Raw genomic sequence first — 16740 nt, forward strand, 5'->3', positions numbered from 1 at the left:
CGAAACGACGGACACAGAGAGGTGGGCAGTCGCCATGACGGATACGAGAACGATCGACGCTGCAGCGCGGTGTTGAACTGGGCGATCTCGGCCTCGGTCATCCCGGCCAGGATGACCTCCTGGCCGCGCATCGAGATGGGGCGCATCTCGTGGTGCAGCTGGGCTCCGGACGGGGTCAGGTGCATCGGGCGAGAGCCCCGCGGGCCGTCGAAGAGCGCGATGAGCCGACGTTCCGCGAGGGTGTTGACGCTCTTCGAGACGATGGCCTTGTTGACGCCGAGGAACTCCGACACCTCGCTCGCCGAGGATCCGGGCCGCGTCGCGAGTGCGGACAGCACGCGCCACTCGTTCGTGCCGAGACCGAACTCCCGGCGCAGCTCCTGCGACTCGCGCCACACGAGGGCGTTGGAGAGCAGGGCGAGCAGGCGCGGGGTGAACGACTCCGGGTCGACCACGTCGTACAACGGGTCGCGCACGACCTCCGGCGACGGTGCGACCCCGGGGCGGGCGTCATCCTGTGCGGGCATGCTGTTCCTCCTGCGTGCGGGAGCTCGCAGAGCCCCCTCGTTGATGAGTGTTCCAGACGACCGGGTCCCCGGCGTGAGCGCACGCCAGGGACCCGGCAATCCCTAGTGCGCCATGGCGGCGAGCGCTTCCGCGTCGATCGTGGCGATCGCGCGGGTGTCCTGGAAGGACCTGACGCCCTCGATGCCCTGCTCGCGCCCGATGCCGGACTGCTTCATGCCGCCGAAGGGCGCCCGCAGATCGAGCCGGGTCGCGCCGTGGTCGTTGATCCAGACGTAGCCGCAGACCAGCTGGGATCCGACCCGCGTGCCGGATGAGGGCGATGCGGTCCAGACCGAACCGCAGAGCCCGCCCCAGGTGTCGTTGGCCGCGCGCACGGCCTCGTCCTCGTCGTCGAACGGGATGATCGGGATCACAGGGCCGAACTGCTCCTGGGTGACCACGCGCAGCGCGGGATCGGGGTCGACGACCAGCGCAGGGCGCAGGAAGTTCCCGCCCTCGAGCTCTCCGCCGGGGAGCTGCCCGTACTCGCGGACGTCGGCGCCGGCGTCCTTGGCCTCCTGGATGAGCTCCGCGACGAACGCGCGCTGAGCGGGGGAGTGCAGCGGACCCATCGTGGTGCCCTCGTCGAGCCCGTAGCCGATCACAGCGCGGTCCAGACGAGCGGCCAGCCCATCGACGAGCTCGTCCAGGCGGGAGCGGTGCACGAAGACGCGCTTGGCGTTCATGCAGATCTGTCCCGTGGTGTCGAAGATCGCCGCGTAGAGCCGGTCGAGATGCGCGTCGTCGAGGATCGCGTCCGCGAGGAAGACCGCCGCATCGTTGCCGCCGAGCTCGAGCGTGACCCGGGTGAGGCTCTGCGAGGCCATCTGCATGATCCGCTTCCCTCCGTTCACGCTGCCCGTGAAGCAGACCTTCGCGACGTCAGGGTTCTGGATCAAGCCCGCCATGTTCTCGTCCCGGCCGCTGATCACGTTGAGCACCCCTGGCGGAAGCTTCTCCGCGACGCGCTGCACCAGCCGGGCGATCGCCAGCGGCGTGGTCGGCGGGACCTTCACGATCGCCGTGTTGCCGGCGAGCAGCGCGTGCGGCAGGGAGGCGCCCAGGATCGCGATCGGCCAGTTGAACGGGACGATCACGGTCACCACCCCGAGCGGCTGGTAGGCGATGTCGGTGGACACCGGGATCGCGCCGGGAACGACCGGCAGGGTGTGCGAGGCGTCCACCTCGTCCGCGAGCATGAGCGCGAGGTTCCACCGGATCTCGAACACCAGGGCGTCCACCCAGGCTTCGAACCGGATCTTCCCGTTCTCCTGCGACAGGATCGCGGCGTCCTCGTCGCGATCGTCCGCGATGCCGCTGATCGCCACGGCCATCCGCGCCGCCCGCTCCGGCGCCGACAGCGCGGCCCAACCAGGGAAGGCGGCGTTCGCCGCCGCGACCGCGTCCGCGACGTCGGCGGCCGATGCCGACGCCGCCTCGCCCACGATCGCGTCCGGCTTCCCCGGATCCGCGACCCGGAGCACCTCCTCGGTGAAGCGCTCCTCACCGCCGATGAACAAGCCTGTCCGCACGCCCACTCCTGCAGCGTCGATCGTTCTCGTATCCGTCATGGCGACTGCCCACCTCTCTGTGTCCGTCGTTTCGAGACGTCGGTCCGGGCATCCCGCAGCAGGGTGCCGGCGGGTCTCCACCCGGGCCGTGTCCGAGTTTAGAACCATTCTGGTTTACATGTAAACGAAATGATGCTACGTTCATCGCCACGGCCCGGCTCGTCACCGTCGACGGGCGCCGGATGTCATCGATGAGGAGGACATGTGATGAGCGATCGTGCGCTGCCCCGACGCGGCGAGCACAGCGTCGAGGAGCTGGAGGATCTGGCTTTCGAACTGCGGTCGAAGCTCCTGCAGCTCTGCGGCACCTACGAGGGGGCCGTGCACATCGGCGGCGATCTCTCCGCGGCCGACATCTTCACGGCGCTGTTCGGCTACGGCCTGCGGGTCGACCCTGCGGACATCGCCCACCCCGGCCGGGATCGGTTCGTGCTGAGCAAGGGTCACGCGGCGGTGTGCATGTACATCGCGATGGCGATCCGCGGGTTCTTCTCGTACGAGGGCATCGTCGAGACCTACGGCCAGCTCGACAGCGCCTACGGGATGCACCCGTGCAAGGTGCAGCTGCCCGGTGTGGAGTGCTCGACGGGATCGCTCGGTCACGGCCTGCCTCTCGCGGTCGGGATGGCGCTGGGCGCCCGGCACCGCGGCGAGGACCACCGCGTCGTCTGCCTGCTCGGCGACGGGGAGACCGGCGAGGGCTCGGTGTGGGAGGCCGCGATGGCGGCCAGGAGCAATCGGCTGGGCAACCTCGTCGCGTTCGTGGACCGCAACCGCCAGCTGATGACGAGCTTCGCCGAGGAACGCGTGCTGTTCGAGCCGTATCCGGACAAGTGGCGGGCCTTCGGCTGGAACGTGGTCGAGATCGACGGCCACGACATGGGCGAGCTGGTGCGCGCGATCGACGCGCTGCCGGACGCCGGCAGCGATCGGCCGACGGTCGTGATCTGCGAGACGGTGAAGGGGAAGGGCGTCGACTTCATGGAGCACAATCTCGCCTGGCACGCCGGCTCGCTCGGCGCCGTGGATCTGGAGCGGGCGATGGCCGCGCTCTCGGCCTCTCGCACGGCGGCGGTGGCCTGATGCCCGTCACGTTCACGTTCGGGGAGATGCTCTCCGCGCGCTCGGTCATCGGAACCACCCTCGCCGAGCTCGGCGAGGAGCATGAGAACCTCTGGGTCATCACCCCCGACATCGGGGCCGCCCTGGTGGAGTTCCGCGATCGGTTCCCCGATCGGTTCCTCGATGTGGGCCTCGCCGAGCAGGTGAGCGTCGGCATCGCGGCGGGACTCGCGTACGACGGGAACATCCCGGTGGTGTCCGGCATGCTGCCGTTCCTGAGCATGCGGGCGCTCGAGCAGGTGCGCACCGACGTCTGCTATCCGAACCTGCCCGTCAAGATCATCGGCACGCACGGCGGCCTGGTCGGCAACGGCGGATCCACGCACTACGCGGTGGAGGACCTCGCGCTGATGTGCGCCCTCACCAACATGACCGTCACCTCGATCGGCGACCCGCTCATGGTCGGCGAGATCCTCCGGCAGTCGATGACGATGGACGGCCCGATCTACATCCGTCTCGCGGTGGGCAAGAAGGACATGGTCCTCTACGAGCCCGGCGAGCACGAGGTGCGGATCGGGAAGGGCATCGTCGCCAGGGACGGCGCCGATGCGACGATCTTCACGCACGGCACCACGGTCGCGCAGGCGCTGCAGGCGGCGGACGCGCTCGCCGAGGAGGGCCGCTCGGTCCGGGTCGTGGACATGTTCACGCTCAAGCCGATCGACGAGGAGCTCATCGTCCGCTGCGCGGAGGAGACCGGCGGCCGCTTCGTCGTGCTCGAGGACCACCTCGCCTATGGCGGTCTCGCGAGCCGCATCGCCGACGTCGTCGCCGACCGCGGCCTCGGCCTCGCCGCGTTCGAGCGGCTCGGCATCCCGCAGGTCTACGCCGGGTTCGGCGAGGACGAGCAGCTGCGCGACAAGCACGGCTACGGGCTCGCAGCAACGGTCGACGCCCTGCGCCGCGTCCTCGGCGCTTCCTGAGCCGCGGCACCCGAGACCGACGGAGAGACGAATGAAGACGGTGGCCGTGACGAGGATCGGGAGCCTGCGGGATCCCGATGAGACGACCCGCGGACGGGTCGGGGTGGTGGACTTCCCGGAGCAGCCGCTGGGACCGGAGGACGTGCGGATCCGCGTCGCGTACGCGGCGATCTGCGGCTCGGATCCGCATCTCGCCGAGGGGTTCTTCGGCACCGATGTGCCGATCGGGCTGGGGCACGAGATCTCCGGCGTCGTCGAGGCGCTGGGGGAGCGGGCGCACCGCAGCGGACTGAAGGTCGGCGACAGGGTCGCCGGGAACTTCCTCCGGTTCTGCGGCACGTGCCGCCCGTGCCAGGACGGCCGGCAGCAGTTCTGCGAGAACATCCAGGACTACAACCGGCCGGGCATGGCCGAGACGATCACCTGGCACGCATCCCAGGTGTACCGACTCCCCGACGACGTCACGCTGCGGAAGGGGAGCCTCCTGGAGCCGACGTCGGTCGCCGTGCGCATCGCGGACAAGACCAGGATCAGGGTCGGCGATCGTGTGCTGATCTGCGGTGGAGGCCCGATCGGTCAGCTGGTGCTCCAGGTCATGAAGAGGAACGGGGCGACCTCGCTCACCATGGTCGAGCCGATCGCGGCCCGCCGGGAGATGGCCCTCCGCCATGGGGCGGAGCACGTGATCGATCCCGTCGCGGAGGATCAGGACGCGCGTGCGGCCCTGATCACCGACGGGCGCGGGTACGACGTCGTGATCGACGCGTCCGGGTCCCCGCGCGCGGCGCAGGGACTGCTCGATCTCGCGGCGAAGGGCGGCGTCGTCGTCTACGGGGCCATGTACCCCGAGACCTTCGAGATGCCCCTGGGGCTGTCCTCGTACCTCTACCTCAAGGAGCTCACGCTCACCGGCGTCTTCGTCTCGCCCTATGCGTTCCCGCGGGCGCTGCAGATCCTGCCGCACCTCGACGTCGATGAGCTCACCGCGGCGGTCTTCCCGCTCGACGAGGCCGCCGAGGCGTTCGCCGCGCACGTCGCCGGTGTGCATCCCAAGGTCCTCATCCGCTGCAACGACCTCGAGGACGTGGCGTCATGACGGATCAGCCCGTCGCCGCGCTCGAGGCCGTGGACATCGTGAAGCGCTTCGACGGCGTGCACGCCCTCGAAGGGGCGCGGCTCTCGGTGCGGTCCGGCGAGATCCACGCGCTCCTGGGCGAGAACGGCGCCGGCAAGTCGACGCTCATCAAGGTGCTGACCGGCATCCACGCCCCCGACGCGGGCGAGATCCGCCGGGAAGGAGAAACCGTCGAGTTCGCCAGTGTCCGCGCGGCCGGCCGCGCCGGCGTCGTCGCGCTGTACCAGGAGCTGTCGACGATCCCGACCATCGACGTCGCCGAGAACATCCTGCTCGGGGAGCACACGCCGAGCCGCGGAGGTCTCGTGCGCTGGGCGACCATGCGCCGCCGCGCCAAGGAGCTGCTCGACCGGCTGAACCAGCCGATCCCGGTGGGGAGACTCGGGGCCGACCTCACCCCGGTCCAGCAGACGATGGTCTCGGTGGCCAGGGCGCTGGCTGCCGAGGCGCGGGTGCTGATCCTCGACGAGCCGACCGCGTCCTTGACCGACACCGAGATCCGGGACCTGTTCCGGGTGCTCCGCTCGCTCCGCGAGGAGGGCGTCGCGATCGTCTACGTGTCGCACCGGCTCGAGGAGGTCTTCGAGCTGTGCGACCGGCTCACCGTCATGCGCAATGGGAAGACCGTCATGACGAAGGAGGTCGCCGACTCGTCGATCGACGAGGTGATCTCGACCATGGTCGGGCGGGAGGCCGGAGAGCTCTTCCCGCCGCGCGGCACCGCGACCGCGACCGTCGCGCTGCGGGTCGAAGGGCTGCACGGCCGGCGCGTGAAGGACGTCTCGTTCGCGGTGCACGAGGGAGAGGTGCTCGGCATCGGCGGGCTCGCGGGGTCGGGGCGCAGCGAACTGCTGCGGCTGCTCGCCGGGGCCCAGCCGCACCGCGGGGGCCGCATCGCGATCGGCGAGGCCGGCTCCGCCACTACGCCGCGCGTCGGCCGCATGCTGGAGGCGGGCGTCGCGCTCGTGCCGGAGGAGCGCCGCAGCCAGGGCGTCATCCTCGCCGCCTCGATCCAGGACAACATCGCTCTCGCGAACATCCGCGCCGTGAGCGTCGCGGGGATCGTGCAGGGCGGCCGCATCGCCGAGATCGCGAACCGCGGCATCGCGGACCTGAGGATCAAGGCCCGCGGACCCCGCCAGACCGTCGGGGAGCTGTCGGGCGGCAACCAGCAGAAGGTCGTGCTCGCCAAGATGCTCGCGCGCCGGCCGAGGGTGCTGCTCATGGACGAGCCGACACGGGGGATCGACGTCGGCACGAAGGCCGAGATCTACCGGCTGATCCGCGAGCTGGCGGCCACGGGGACCGCGGTCATCGCGGTGAGCTCCGAGCTTCCGGAGCTCATCGGGATGAGCGACCGGATCCTCATCATGCACGAGGGCTCGCTCGCGGGGGACGTCCCCGCCGAGGGGGCCGACGACGAACTGCTCCTGTCCTATGCCTACGGAAGGGCCGACTGACATGACCTCCTCCCGAGACACGATGACGGCCGCCGTCGTCGTCACCCACTCCCGCACCGTGGGCCGCGTGCTGCTGCAGGGCGGCACCGTCGTGGCCCTCGTCCTGCTGCTCGCGTTCTTCTTCGCGATGCGGCCGGACACCTTCCTCTCGTTCGTGAACGTGCGCAACATCCTGTACCAGGTCTCGATCCTCGCGATCATCGCGGCGGCGCAGACCATCGTGATGGTCGTCGGCGACTTCGACCTCTCCGTGGGGGCGACGTCGAGCCTCGCCGGATCCGTGTCCGCGACCCTGATGCTCGGGAACAGCCCGATCCCGGTGGCGATCGTCGCGGGGCTCGCGGTGGGCCTCCTGGTCGGACTCGTGAACGGCGTCCTCATCGCCTATCTGAACCTGTCGGCCTTCGTGGCCACCCTGGCCACCATGACCTCGGTGATCGGACTCGCGTATCTGGTCACCGCCGGGACGACGCTGTTCGGGATGCCGGCCGCCTTCAACGCGCTCGGCCAGGGGCGATTCCTGAACATCCCGCTGCCGGTGTACTCCGCGATCGTCATCGCGCTGGTGATCTGGTGCGCGCTGCGCTTCACGACGGTCGGCCGCCGCTGGCATGCGATCGGCGGCAACGTCGAGGTCGCGCGCCTCTCCGGGGTGAACGTGCGCTTCGCGCGGCTCCTCGCCTTCACCATGGCAGGGCTCGTCTCGGCGATCGGCGGGATCCTGCTCGCCGCGCGACTGGGAAGCGCGAGCGCCGAGCAGGGCGGGAACAACATGATGTTCTCGGTCGCGGCCGTCTTCCTCGGGATGACCGTGCTCCGCTCCGGTGCGGCGAATCTCGGCGGCACGATGATCGGCGTCGCGATCATCGGCGTGATGAGCAACGGCCTCAACATCCTCGGCGTCAACGCCTATGTGCAGCAGGTCGTCACCGGCCTCATCATCATCGCGGCCGTGACGCTGTCGTCCCTCAAGACGCGGGAGAGGTAGCGGTACCCCTCCCTCGCTGCGGCGGTGCCCATCGCCGCAGCCTCCACCCATGCACCACACACAAAGGAGTAGTCACGTGCGTAGGAAAATCACAGCGGCGGCGGCCCTCGCGGCGGCGGCGATGCTCGTGCTGACCGGATGCAGCGGTCAGAGCAGCGCCGGCAGCACCGGCGGGGCCGACGGGAAGCCGTTCAAGGTCATCGCCTTCACCTCCGGCAACCAGACCCCGGTCGGCGCCTGGTGGGTCAAGGCCGTCACGGCGCGAGCGAAGGAGCTCGGCTGGGACCTCACGATGATCCAGGGCGACTTCGACTTCCAGAAGATGAACCCCGCGGTCGAGAGCGCGATCGGCCAGGGAGCCGATGTCATCCTCGACGGCTACACCGATGTCGAGTCGATCGGATCCATCGTGACGGCGGCCAAGGACGCGGAGATCCCGATCTTCGCGATGGACTCCGCGACCGCGGCGAACGACGCCTTTGCACTGAACATCACGACCGACCAGCAGCAGATCGTCGACAAGACCGTCGGCTCGCTCGACGCCGCAGTGTCCGGCCTCAAGGGCAAGACGGTCATGGTCATCGGGCACGACCCGCACCCCGGCATCCGACTGCGCTCCGGCCTGGCCGAGAAGGCGCTGACGGCTGCAGGCGCGACGATCGCGGGCGGCGCGATCCAGAAGGTGACCAATCCCGCCACCGGGCGCACGGAGGCGCTCAGCCTCGTGGCCGACTACCTGTCCGCGCACCCGAACGGTCTGGACGCGGTCTGGGCCGGCTGGGACGACGCCGCGCTGGGCGCCGCGCAGGCGCTGAAGGAGGCCGGCTCGACCGCGAAGGTCTCCGGCGTGGACGCTCTCAGCGAGACGCTGTCGGTGATCGAGGCGGGCGGCAACATGCAGGCCACGATCGAGCAGCCGTGGCCGACCATCCTCGACTCGCTCGTCACGCAGGTGCAGGCGTACCAGAAGGACCGCACGCTGCCCTCGAAGAACTTCGAGGCGGTCGGCGTGACGCTGGTGACGAAGGAGAACGCGTCGACGGTGACCCCGTCGGACAAGCTGGGCTGATGCCCGGGGCGGGGGCGGCACGATGCCGGCCCCGCCCGCCGTCCGCGGGGACGGCGTCGAAACCGAGCGCGCGCCGCGCGCCGAGCAAGGAAGGCGGGACGCGATGCGTCTGGAAGGCAAGACAGCGCTGATCACGGGCGGTGCGAGCGGGATCGGCCTGGCCACCGTGCGCAAGTTCGTCCGCGAGGGGGCCAAGGTCATGATCGCGGACATCGATCTGCGGCAGGCGGAGGCGGCCGTCTCCGCGATCGCCGGCGAGGGCTTCGATGGCGCGGTCGCCGCGGTCGCGGTCGACGTGTCGGTGTATGCGCAGGTCGAGGCGGCCGTCGCGCGCGCGGTCGAGGTCTTCGGCCGGCTCGACGTGATCTTCAACAATGCGGGGATCGCCGGCGGAAGACCGCTGCTCGAGCACGAGCCCGAGAAGGACTACGAGCCGATCATCCGCATCGACCAGAACGGCGTCTACTACGGCATCCTCGCGGCGGGGAGGCAGTTCCGCCGGCAGGGCACCGGTGGCGTGATCGTGAGCACCTCCTCGATCTACGGCGAGCAGGCCGCGGAGCTCTCGTTCAGCTACAGCGCCGCCAAGGCGGCGGTCATCTCGTTCACCCGCTCCGCCGCCTACGAGCTCGCGGAGTACGGGGTGCGGGCCGTCGCGATCACGCCGGGGCGCGTCGGCACGCCCATCATCAACCAGTTCAGCGAGGAGCTGAAGTCGACCTTCGCCGCGGAGCAGCTGCGCAACCGGCTCACCGCACCAGAGGAGATCGCCGACGTCGTCGCGTTCCTCGCCTCCGACGAGGCGAACGCGATCAACGGCACGGTGGTCAGCGTCGACGACGGGTACTCGGTGTTCAAGCAGCGGCTCGATCTGCCGGTGTTCTGACATGACGCCGGACCTGGACGTCGCGTGCCAGCTCAGCGTCCTCGTCTCGGATCCGCAGTCGCCGCGGCTGCCCGAGTACCTCGACGCGCTCGCCGCGAGCGGCTACCGCCGCGTGGTGCTGCCGCCGTTCGATGCCAGCGCCGTGGACGTGCCCCGTCTGCGGGCGCTGCTCGCGGATCGGGGTCTGGCGCCGATCGCGATGGCGATCCAGCTCCCCGACGCGGATGTCGCGGCGGAGGATCCCAGCACGAGGGCCGCAGGCGCCGCGCTGCTGCGGCAGAGTCTGGCCCTCGCGGTCGCCCTCGGCGCGGACCAGCTGAATGGAGTCCCGTACGGGCTCTTCGGCCCGCCGCGCGGGATCACAGGCACCGCCGCGTTCGCGCGGTCGGCGGCTGCGGTGGGACGGATCGCGGATGAGGCCCAGGAGCAGGGCATCGCGATGGTGTTCGAGGTGCTGAACCGGTACGAGACATCGGCGATCAACACCGCGCGGCGCGCGATGGACTACGTCGACGCGAGCGGATCGGCTCACCTCGGCATCCACCTCGACACGTTCCACATGGCGATCGAGGAGTCGGACATCGCGGACGCGGTCCGGCTGGCGCTGCCGCGGCTGCGCTATCTGGAGCTCGGACAGTCCGGCCGGGGCGCCCTGTCCGGCGGCGCGATCGACATCCCGGGGATCGTCCGGGATGCGCTCGACGCGGGCTACCAGGGCCGCTGGGGCGTCGAGGCGTTCTCCCGTTCGGTCCTCGCCCCGGAGGGCGCGGACGGGCTCTCCATCTGGCGCGACGTCTACGACGACGGCGTCGAGCTCGCGCGCGACGCGATGCGCGTGATCCGTGCGGGCTGGGCGACCAGCACGGTCGGCCGGCGCGCGAGCCGGCTGTCGAGGATCACCTCGACCTGATGCGGCGGGGCGAGGATCCGCTCAGCGCCATACGTCGGCGGCGATGTCCACGACGGAGCGGATCTTCGCCCACTGCTCGTCCTCGGTGAGCACGTTGCCCTCCTCGGTCGAGGCGAAGCCGCACTGCGGGCTGAGCGCGAGCTGCTCGAGCGGCGCGAACGCCGCCGCCTCGTCGATGCGGCGCTTGACGACGGAGGGATCCTCCGGCTCGCCGCTCTTCGAGGTCACCAGCCCCAGCACCACGGTCTTGTCGCCCTTCGGCAGATACCGCAGCGGCTCGAACCCTCCCGCGCGGTCGCTGTCGTACTCCAGGAAGTACCCGTCGTACTCCACCACGTCCAGAAGCTGCTCGGCGACGGGCTCGTAGCCGCCCGAGGAGATCCAGGTCGAGCGGAAATTGCCGCGGCACACGTGGGTGGTGACGACGAGGTCGTCCGGCTTGCCCGCGAGCACGCGGTTGAGGATGTCGGCGTACCGCTCGGCGATGCCGTCGGTCACGATGCCGCGCTCGCGGGCCTTGGCCAGTTCGGTCTCGGAGCACAGGTAGGCCCAGGCGGTGTCGTCGAGCTGGAGGTAGCGGGCACCGGCCTCGTAGAACGCGGCCAGCGCGTCGCGATAGGCCTGCACGAGATCGTCGACGATCGCGTCCCTGCCGTCGTAGGCCTTCGCGGTGATGTGGTCCGGCTCGAGGCGGAAGTCGAGCACGGTCGGTGCCGGGATCGTGAACTTCGGGACGGCCCCCGTCGAGCCCGCGACCGTCTCCTGCAGCGCGGAGTAGTGCGCGAGGAAGGGGTGCGAGGGATCGAAGCGGATCGGGCCTGCGATCTCGACGCCTCGCGGCTTGGTCTGCACCCCGCGGAACTGGATCCCGTGGTCCAGCTCGACGATGTCGACCCCGTCCAGGAAGTCGAAGAAGTCGAAGTGCCACCAGGAACGGCGGAACTCGCCGTCCGTCGCGGGACGCAGACCGGCATCCGCCTGCTTCGTCACGAGGTCCGCGACTGCGGCGTCTTCGGCGGCCTTCAGGCCGGCGGCGTCGAGCCGGCCGTCCGCGTGGCTCTGCCGGGCGGCCTTCAGCGCCGCGGGACGGAGGAAGCTGCCGACGATGTCCGCGCGGAAGGGGCGAGTGCTCATCGCTCGATGATAGGGGCGTGAGGCCGCGTATGACAGGATCCCTGACACATGGCGACATCCGGTGGGATCGATGGGCGGATCCGGTCGTCGAAAGCCGGATCGCGGCGGATCCCATCCGATCGGCGGAGGACTCCGAACAGAGGGTGAGCGGCATCGTGCCGCACTCGAGGAGGAGAAAATGCGTTCGTCACCCAACCGTCTGATCGGCGTCATCTTCGGCGCCGTGTACATCGTCGTCGGCGCGCTCGGCTTCGCGGTCACCGGAGGAGTGTCCTTCCTGGCGACGCAGGGCGGCATGCTGCTCGGCATCTTCATGGTCAATCCGCTGCACAACGTCGCGCACCTGCTCATCGGAGCCGCGCTGCTCGTGGCCGGCCTCGTCTCCACCCGGGCGGCGAAGGGAACCAACACCGTCGTGGGCGCGGCCTATCTGCTGCTCGGCATCGTCGGGTTCTTCCTGGTCGGGACGGCGGCGAACATCCTCGCGCTGAACACGTTCGATCACTTCCTGCACCTCGCGAGCGCGCTGCTGCTGCTCGCGGTCGGGATCGGGGTCGAGCGGACCGCGCCGCGCGGGGCGATGGCCTGAGGCCGGCGTGCTGCGCAGCTGGCCCGCGCTCCTCGCCTGGGGCGCGGGCCTGATCCACCTGGCCGTCGGCGCCTCCGTATCCGGCGCCGACGGACGCACCGTCGCGCTGCTGGCGCCGATGCTGTTGATCGGCGTCGTCGAGCTCGGCTGGGGCGTCGCGGTTCTCCGTGCGGGGCGCATCAGGCGGGGGAGAGCTGTAGCGGTCGGCGCGATCATCGCGGTGCTCCTGGGCGCGGTCGCTCTTCTGGGCGGAGCGCCGGTCATCGCGGTCGCGACCTCGTCGGTGCTCGTCATCGCGGCGGGAGCGATGGCGGCACGAGTGCGGGAAGCGGGGGTCGTCAGGGCCGATGACGGGGAGGGATCGGCCCTGGCGTCTCGCTCAGGAGCGGTGAGCGCGGTGGTGGGGGCTGTGCTCGTCGCCGCCCTCGTGACGCCCGGACTGGCGCAGACCGACGCCGGGGTGAACGGGGGCGGGCACGATCACGGAGGCGGCGCGGATCTGCCACTCGTCGTGGATCCGCACGCGCACCATTGAGGGGCGGTTCGGCCGGAGAAGACGACGAGGCCCCCGCCGGAGCGGGGGCCTCGTCGTGATCCGATGTCGGATCAGAAGACGTTGGACTCGAGCCAGGCGAGCGGGTCGATGGCGCTGTCGTTGATGTGCACCTCGAAGTGCAGGCAGGACCCGACCGTCCAGCCGGTGTCGCCGACCCGGCCGATGAACTGACCGGCCGTGACGCACTCGCCGGCCTGGACCGCGCGGCTGCCGTAGGTCATGTGCCCGTACAGCGTCGACACGGCGTTGCTGCCGCTGAGCGCCGGGTGGGCGATCTCGACCGTGACCCCGTAGCCCTGGTAGCTCTCCGAGGAGAGCGTGACGCAGCCGTCCGCCGCCGCGTAGATCGGGGTGCCGATGCCCGCGGCGAAGTCCTGGCCCATGTGGCTGCGGCCGGTGCGCGCGGCGCCGAACCCGTCGGTCAGCGTGTACGAGCCCGCCGCCATCGGGTAGATGACCTGACCCGGCTTGGCGATCGAGGCGACGCCGGAGCGCTGGGCCGCGGCGGTGGCGGCCTGCATCGCGCTGAGCTCGGACGGCGTGGTCGCGGTGAACGTGCCGTGCACCTGGACGTCGGGGAGCACGCCGTTGGCGGCCGTGAAGGACTGGGCGCGGATGTCCGCCGCCGCGCTGGTCGCGGGCTTGGCGTCGCTCGCACGCACCATCCCGAGAGCGGGAAGCGCCGTCCCGACCACGAGCGCGGAGATCGCGAGGGCCGCGCCGGTGCTGCGGCCGAGGTTCTTGGCTCCCCGCCGGGGGCGCCTGCCTGCCGGGACGACGTGTGCGGACTGCTGCTCCGGAGCTGCGGAGCGGGTCGCCGGCCGGGGGGCCTGCGGCGGCGCGGGGATGTGCGCCTGAGCGGTCGTGGCGGAGAACAGCGGCGGGGTGGCCGGCTCCGCAGGGGTGCGCGAGAAGGCGGCGGGACCCGAGGTCTGCGCGGGGGCGGACGACCGCGCGGCGGCCTGTTCTCTCATCTCGCGTCGCGAACGGGGTGCGGCGGTGCCGACGGTCGCGGACGGGGATTCTGGCGTGCGGGCAGAGGTGTGCGCGGTTTCGGGGGCTCGCGAACTGATGATGTGCTCCTCGGGCAGCGGAGAGGGTGTGACTTCTCCGCCATCGGGGGAACGGAGTGGTGTTACAACTCCGTAATAATACGGACGGTTTCTGAGAGTTCCATACATTGGCCGCGAAACGCGGTCTCGGCGTGGCGCGATCCGCGGTCCTCAGCGGTGGTCGCCCCCGCGGTTGGTGATGGTCTGCACGAGCGCCAGGTACTCCTTCGGCGTCGCCTCGGGGAGGTAGGCGCTGCCGATGGCCATGCCGATCGTCGCGAGCTGAGCGGGATCCGCATAGGCCATGTAGATGGTCTCGTAGCGCGGGTTGAACTTGCTCTTGAAGCGGAACAGGGACGTGAAGCCGTAGGCAGGCTCGAGCATCTCTCCGAGCCAGCCGAGCAGGCGGTCCATGACGCCGGGCTCGGCGGGCGCCTCGCCGGGCTTGGTCGCGAGCGGTGCACCGGAGAGGCTGAGGACCTGGACGCCCTGCTCCTTCATGTGCAGGGCGGCGGAGGCGATGACGAACTCCATGATTCCGGGCATGGATCCGTCGCTGCGGCGCATGAAGTCGATGGTCCAGCCGGTGACCCTGCCGTCGGTCCAGGTGGGCAGCCAGCTGGTCGTGGCCTCGATCCCGCCGTCCTTGTTGATCGCGAGGAAGATGCCGACGTCTGAGTCCTTGAGCTCCTCCATCCCGCCCAGGGTGAAACCCATCTCGGGGAGCTTCTTGTGCGCGACCCATTCCTCGCTGACCGCGGTGATCTCCCTGGAATACCGGGTCGGCAGATCGTGCCACGTCGACCAGAGCGTCGTGATGCCCTCACGTTCGCCGCGGTTCAGGGGCTGACGCACCTTCTGCCACGCCTTGCCCGCGAGCTCGAATCCGGCCAGATCGATCACGGTCTCCTCGCCCACGGACATGTGCTGCCATCCGAAGGACTGGAAGACCGGCAGGAAGCGCTCGTGGAAGCTGTAGAAGCACGCCGACCAGCCCTGCGACTCGCAGTAGGCGATGAACGCCTCGACGGTCTCCTGCTCCCTGCCCTCGGCGCAGACCGGATCCGACATCGTCAGGGCGACCTTGCGGATGACCCGGTACGCGACGGCTCCCTGGCCGTCCGGCGTGAACCAGTAGCTGTTGCCGGGCCACGTGCCCATGAAGCCGAGGGTGCCGCCGCCTCCTTCGCGCAGGAGTGCCCGGAAGCGCGCCTCCTCGATCACGTCGCGGTCGATCTGGGTGGCGCGGAACAGCCGCACGGCCGCGAGGATGAACACGATCCAGAACGGCACGCCGACCCACTGGTAGACGAACAGCGCCGCGCCGTCGACGGGGATCCCCGCGTCCGCGATCGCGGGCAGCAGACCGCTGGAGACGAACGGGCGGATCAGGTCCGCCAGGAGCTCGCCGAGCGAGGGCTGTCCGTCCAGATAGTTGTCCCCGTCGATCAGCCCGATCACGAGGTAGATTCCGGCGAACACCACGAAGGCGCCGAGGACGGTGATCGCGAAGCGTCGCACGGCGGCACGAGGCGCGAGCACCCGGAAGTGACGCCGGGTGAACAGCAGCAGGGCGATCACGCCGATCGGTACGAGCACCGCCAGGATCATCGCGATGCCGTCCTCGATGAGCAGGGCGCCGCGGATCTTGTCGTCCAGGAGGTCGTTGATGCCGACCGATGTGCCGGTCAGCAGCGCGATCACGGCGTTGACCACCAGCGCCATGATCCACGCGGCCCGGCGGCCGGTGCGAAGCCCCCAGGCGGCGACGAGCGTGAGCAGCAGAGGCACGAGGCTCACCAGGAACGGTCCTGGGCCCGAGTTCAGGATCGCGTCGGCCTGGCGCACGCAGTCGGCGGTGAAGTCCTCCACGCAGGACTTGGGCATCGGCTCCGCCTCGAGCGGCGAGAAGCCGGAGACGACGAGGCCGAGCGGTGCGTACCAGGCGCCGGAGATGAGAACGATGAACGGCCCCAGCCCGGTCGCGGCGACGATCGCCGCGACCAGCGTGCGCACCTCGCGATGAGAGCTGCGGTGCCACGTCGCCCGCACCGCGCTCCGCGCCAGCAGGAGGCCGAGCAGCAGGCCGAGCACGCCCGAGATCAGGCGGAACACGCTGTCACTGTCCGCGGCGTACAGCGCGAACATCACCAGCAGGGTGAAGCCGACGACGCGGATCCGGCGCTGCCACAGTGCTGGGGCGAGAGCACTCGCCGCCATGAGCATGCCGACCGTGCCGATCGTGGGATCCGCGACCGCGTCGTAGCTCGCGAGCAGGCCCCATTGCGAACCCCACGAGACCAGCAGTCCCTGGGCGCTCAGGCCGATAACCATCGCGAGGATCCCGGTCAGGAAGAAGGTCCACGCGGCGCGGACGCTGCCGAGCTTGCGCTCCGCGTAGGCGCCGGCCGTGAGGATCAGGGCGATCGCGAGCACTCCGCCGATCACCGAGTCCCCGAACAGCAGTGCGGTGAGCGGGGTCCACCAGTCGCCGTCCTCGATCGTCGTGCTCACCGAGGCGGCGAACTCCTGCGGGAACCGGCCAAGGAACGTCCCGGTGACGAACCCGGCCGCCAGCACGACCACGGCGAGCATCGCACTGAACGGATTGCTGCCGAGATACGTCAGGACCGCGCGGATCCAGCGCGGCACGGGACGCGGCGTCGGCGCAGGAGCGACGGTGCCGGCAGGGGCGTTGTCAGAGGGGGTCATGCGTTGCTCTCTCTGCGATGAGCGCGCGGTTCGTTCCGGATCCGTGCGGTGGCGGGGGCACCACCC

15 protein-coding genes are annotated in these 16740 nt (G+C 70.2%); 10 read left to right on the top strand and 5 right to left on the bottom strand.

The window, feature by feature from the left end; all coding sequences use genetic code 11:
* The coding region (locus tag CQ044_RS12350; protein WP_105688747.1) for a MarR family winged helix-turn-helix transcriptional regulator at positions 1-527 on the bottom strand (527 nt) is incomplete at its 3' end.
* Positions 528-629: 102 nt separating this feature from the next.
* Positions 630-2138 (bottom strand): aldehyde dehydrogenase family protein, encoded by a 1509-nt coding sequence (locus CQ044_RS12355; RefSeq protein WP_105688748.1) that lies wholly within the window; start codon positions 2136-2138, stop codon positions 630-632.
* 207 nt (positions 2139-2345) lie between these two features.
* Here CQ044_RS12355 and CQ044_RS12360 point away from each other — a divergent pair, with 207 nt between their 5' ends.
* The 8 genes from CQ044_RS12360 to CQ044_RS12395 all read left to right on the top strand — a co-directional run bounded on the left by CQ044_RS12360 (position 2346) and on the right by CQ044_RS12395 (position 10631).
* A complete protein-coding gene (locus tag CQ044_RS12360) occupies positions 2346-3221 on the top strand; it encodes a transketolase (RefSeq protein ID WP_105688749.1) in 876 nt (291 codons plus the stop codon).
* A complete protein-coding gene (locus CQ044_RS12365) occupies positions 3221-4183 on the top strand; it encodes a transketolase family protein (RefSeq protein WP_105688750.1) in 963 nt (320 codons plus the stop codon). Before CQ044_RS12360 ends, CQ044_RS12365 begins: the two co-directional genes overlap by 1 nt.
* A 31-nt stretch (positions 4184-4214) precedes the next feature.
* Positions 4215-5279 carry an alcohol dehydrogenase catalytic domain-containing protein gene (locus tag CQ044_RS12370; protein ID WP_105688751.1) on the top strand — a complete coding sequence of 355 codons (1065 nt, stop codon included), beginning with the start codon at positions 4215-4217 and terminating at the stop codon, positions 5277-5279.
* Positions 5276-6778 (top strand): sugar ABC transporter ATP-binding protein, encoded by a 1503-nt coding sequence (locus tag CQ044_RS12375; RefSeq protein ID WP_105688752.1) that lies wholly within the window; start codon positions 5276-5278, stop codon positions 6776-6778. The genes CQ044_RS12370 and CQ044_RS12375 overlap by 4 nt, the downstream gene beginning before the upstream one ends.
* 1 nt (position 6779) lies before the next feature.
* Positions 6780-7766 (top strand): ABC transporter permease, encoded by a 987-nt coding sequence (locus CQ044_RS12380; protein ID WP_052680238.1) that lies wholly within the window; start codon positions 6780-6782, stop codon positions 7764-7766.
* Between the two features lie 76 nt (positions 7767-7842).
* A complete protein-coding gene (locus CQ044_RS12385; RefSeq protein WP_181158307.1) occupies positions 7843-8835 on the top strand; it encodes a sugar ABC transporter substrate-binding protein in 993 nt (330 codons plus the stop codon).
* 103 nt (positions 8836-8938) lie between these two features.
* Positions 8939-9721, top strand: coding sequence for an SDR family NAD(P)-dependent oxidoreductase (locus CQ044_RS12390; protein WP_105688754.1), 783 nt, complete (start codon positions 8939-8941; stop codon positions 9719-9721).
* Between the two features lies 1 nt (position 9722).
* Positions 9723-10631 (top strand): sugar phosphate isomerase/epimerase, encoded by a 909-nt coding sequence (locus tag CQ044_RS12395; protein ID WP_105688755.1) that lies wholly within the window; start codon positions 9723-9725, stop codon positions 10629-10631.
* A 21-nt stretch (positions 10632-10652) separates the two neighbouring features.
* On the opposite strand, the gene CQ044_RS12400 is transcribed toward CQ044_RS12395, so the two are convergent.
* On the bottom strand, positions 10653-11765 hold the full coding sequence (locus CQ044_RS12400) for a 5-methyltetrahydropteroyltriglutamate--homocysteine S-methyltransferase (protein ID WP_105688756.1): 1113 nt from the start codon (positions 11763-11765) through the stop codon (positions 10653-10655).
* A 178-nt stretch (positions 11766-11943) separates the two neighbouring features.
* On the opposite strand from CQ044_RS12400, the gene CQ044_RS12405 reads away from it, so the two are divergent.
* Together CQ044_RS12405 and CQ044_RS12410 are read left to right on the top strand one after the other, a co-directional pair.
* Positions 11944-12354 carry a DUF4383 domain-containing protein gene (locus CQ044_RS12405; protein WP_045272615.1) on the top strand — a complete coding sequence of 137 codons (411 nt, stop codon included), beginning with the start codon at positions 11944-11946 and terminating at the stop codon, positions 12352-12354.
* Positions 12355-12361: 7 nt separating this feature from the next.
* Positions 12362-12889 carry a hypothetical protein gene (locus tag CQ044_RS12410; protein WP_105688757.1) on the top strand — a complete coding sequence of 176 codons (528 nt, stop codon included), beginning with the start codon at positions 12362-12364 and terminating at the stop codon, positions 12887-12889.
* A 71-nt stretch (positions 12890-12960) separates the two neighbouring features.
* Here the strand turns inward: CQ044_RS12410 and CQ044_RS12415 are convergent, their stop codons facing one another.
* Positions 12961-13884 carry a M23 family metallopeptidase gene (locus CQ044_RS12415; protein ID WP_258133291.1) on the bottom strand — a complete coding sequence of 308 codons (924 nt, stop codon included), beginning with the start codon at positions 13882-13884 and terminating at the stop codon, positions 12961-12963.
* 249 nt (positions 13885-14133) lie between these two features.
* Positions 14134-16674, bottom strand: a complete 2541-nt coding sequence (locus tag CQ044_RS12420) for a bifunctional lysylphosphatidylglycerol flippase/synthetase MprF (protein ID WP_105688758.1) — start codon at positions 16672-16674, stop codon at positions 14134-14136.
* Between the last annotated feature and the right edge of the window lie 66 nt (positions 16675-16740).

Source organism: Microbacterium sp. MYb64 (assembly GCF_002979495.1).
GTDB classification, from domain to species: Bacteria; Actinomycetota; Actinomycetes; order Actinomycetales; family Microbacteriaceae; genus Microbacterium; species Microbacterium azadirachtae_A.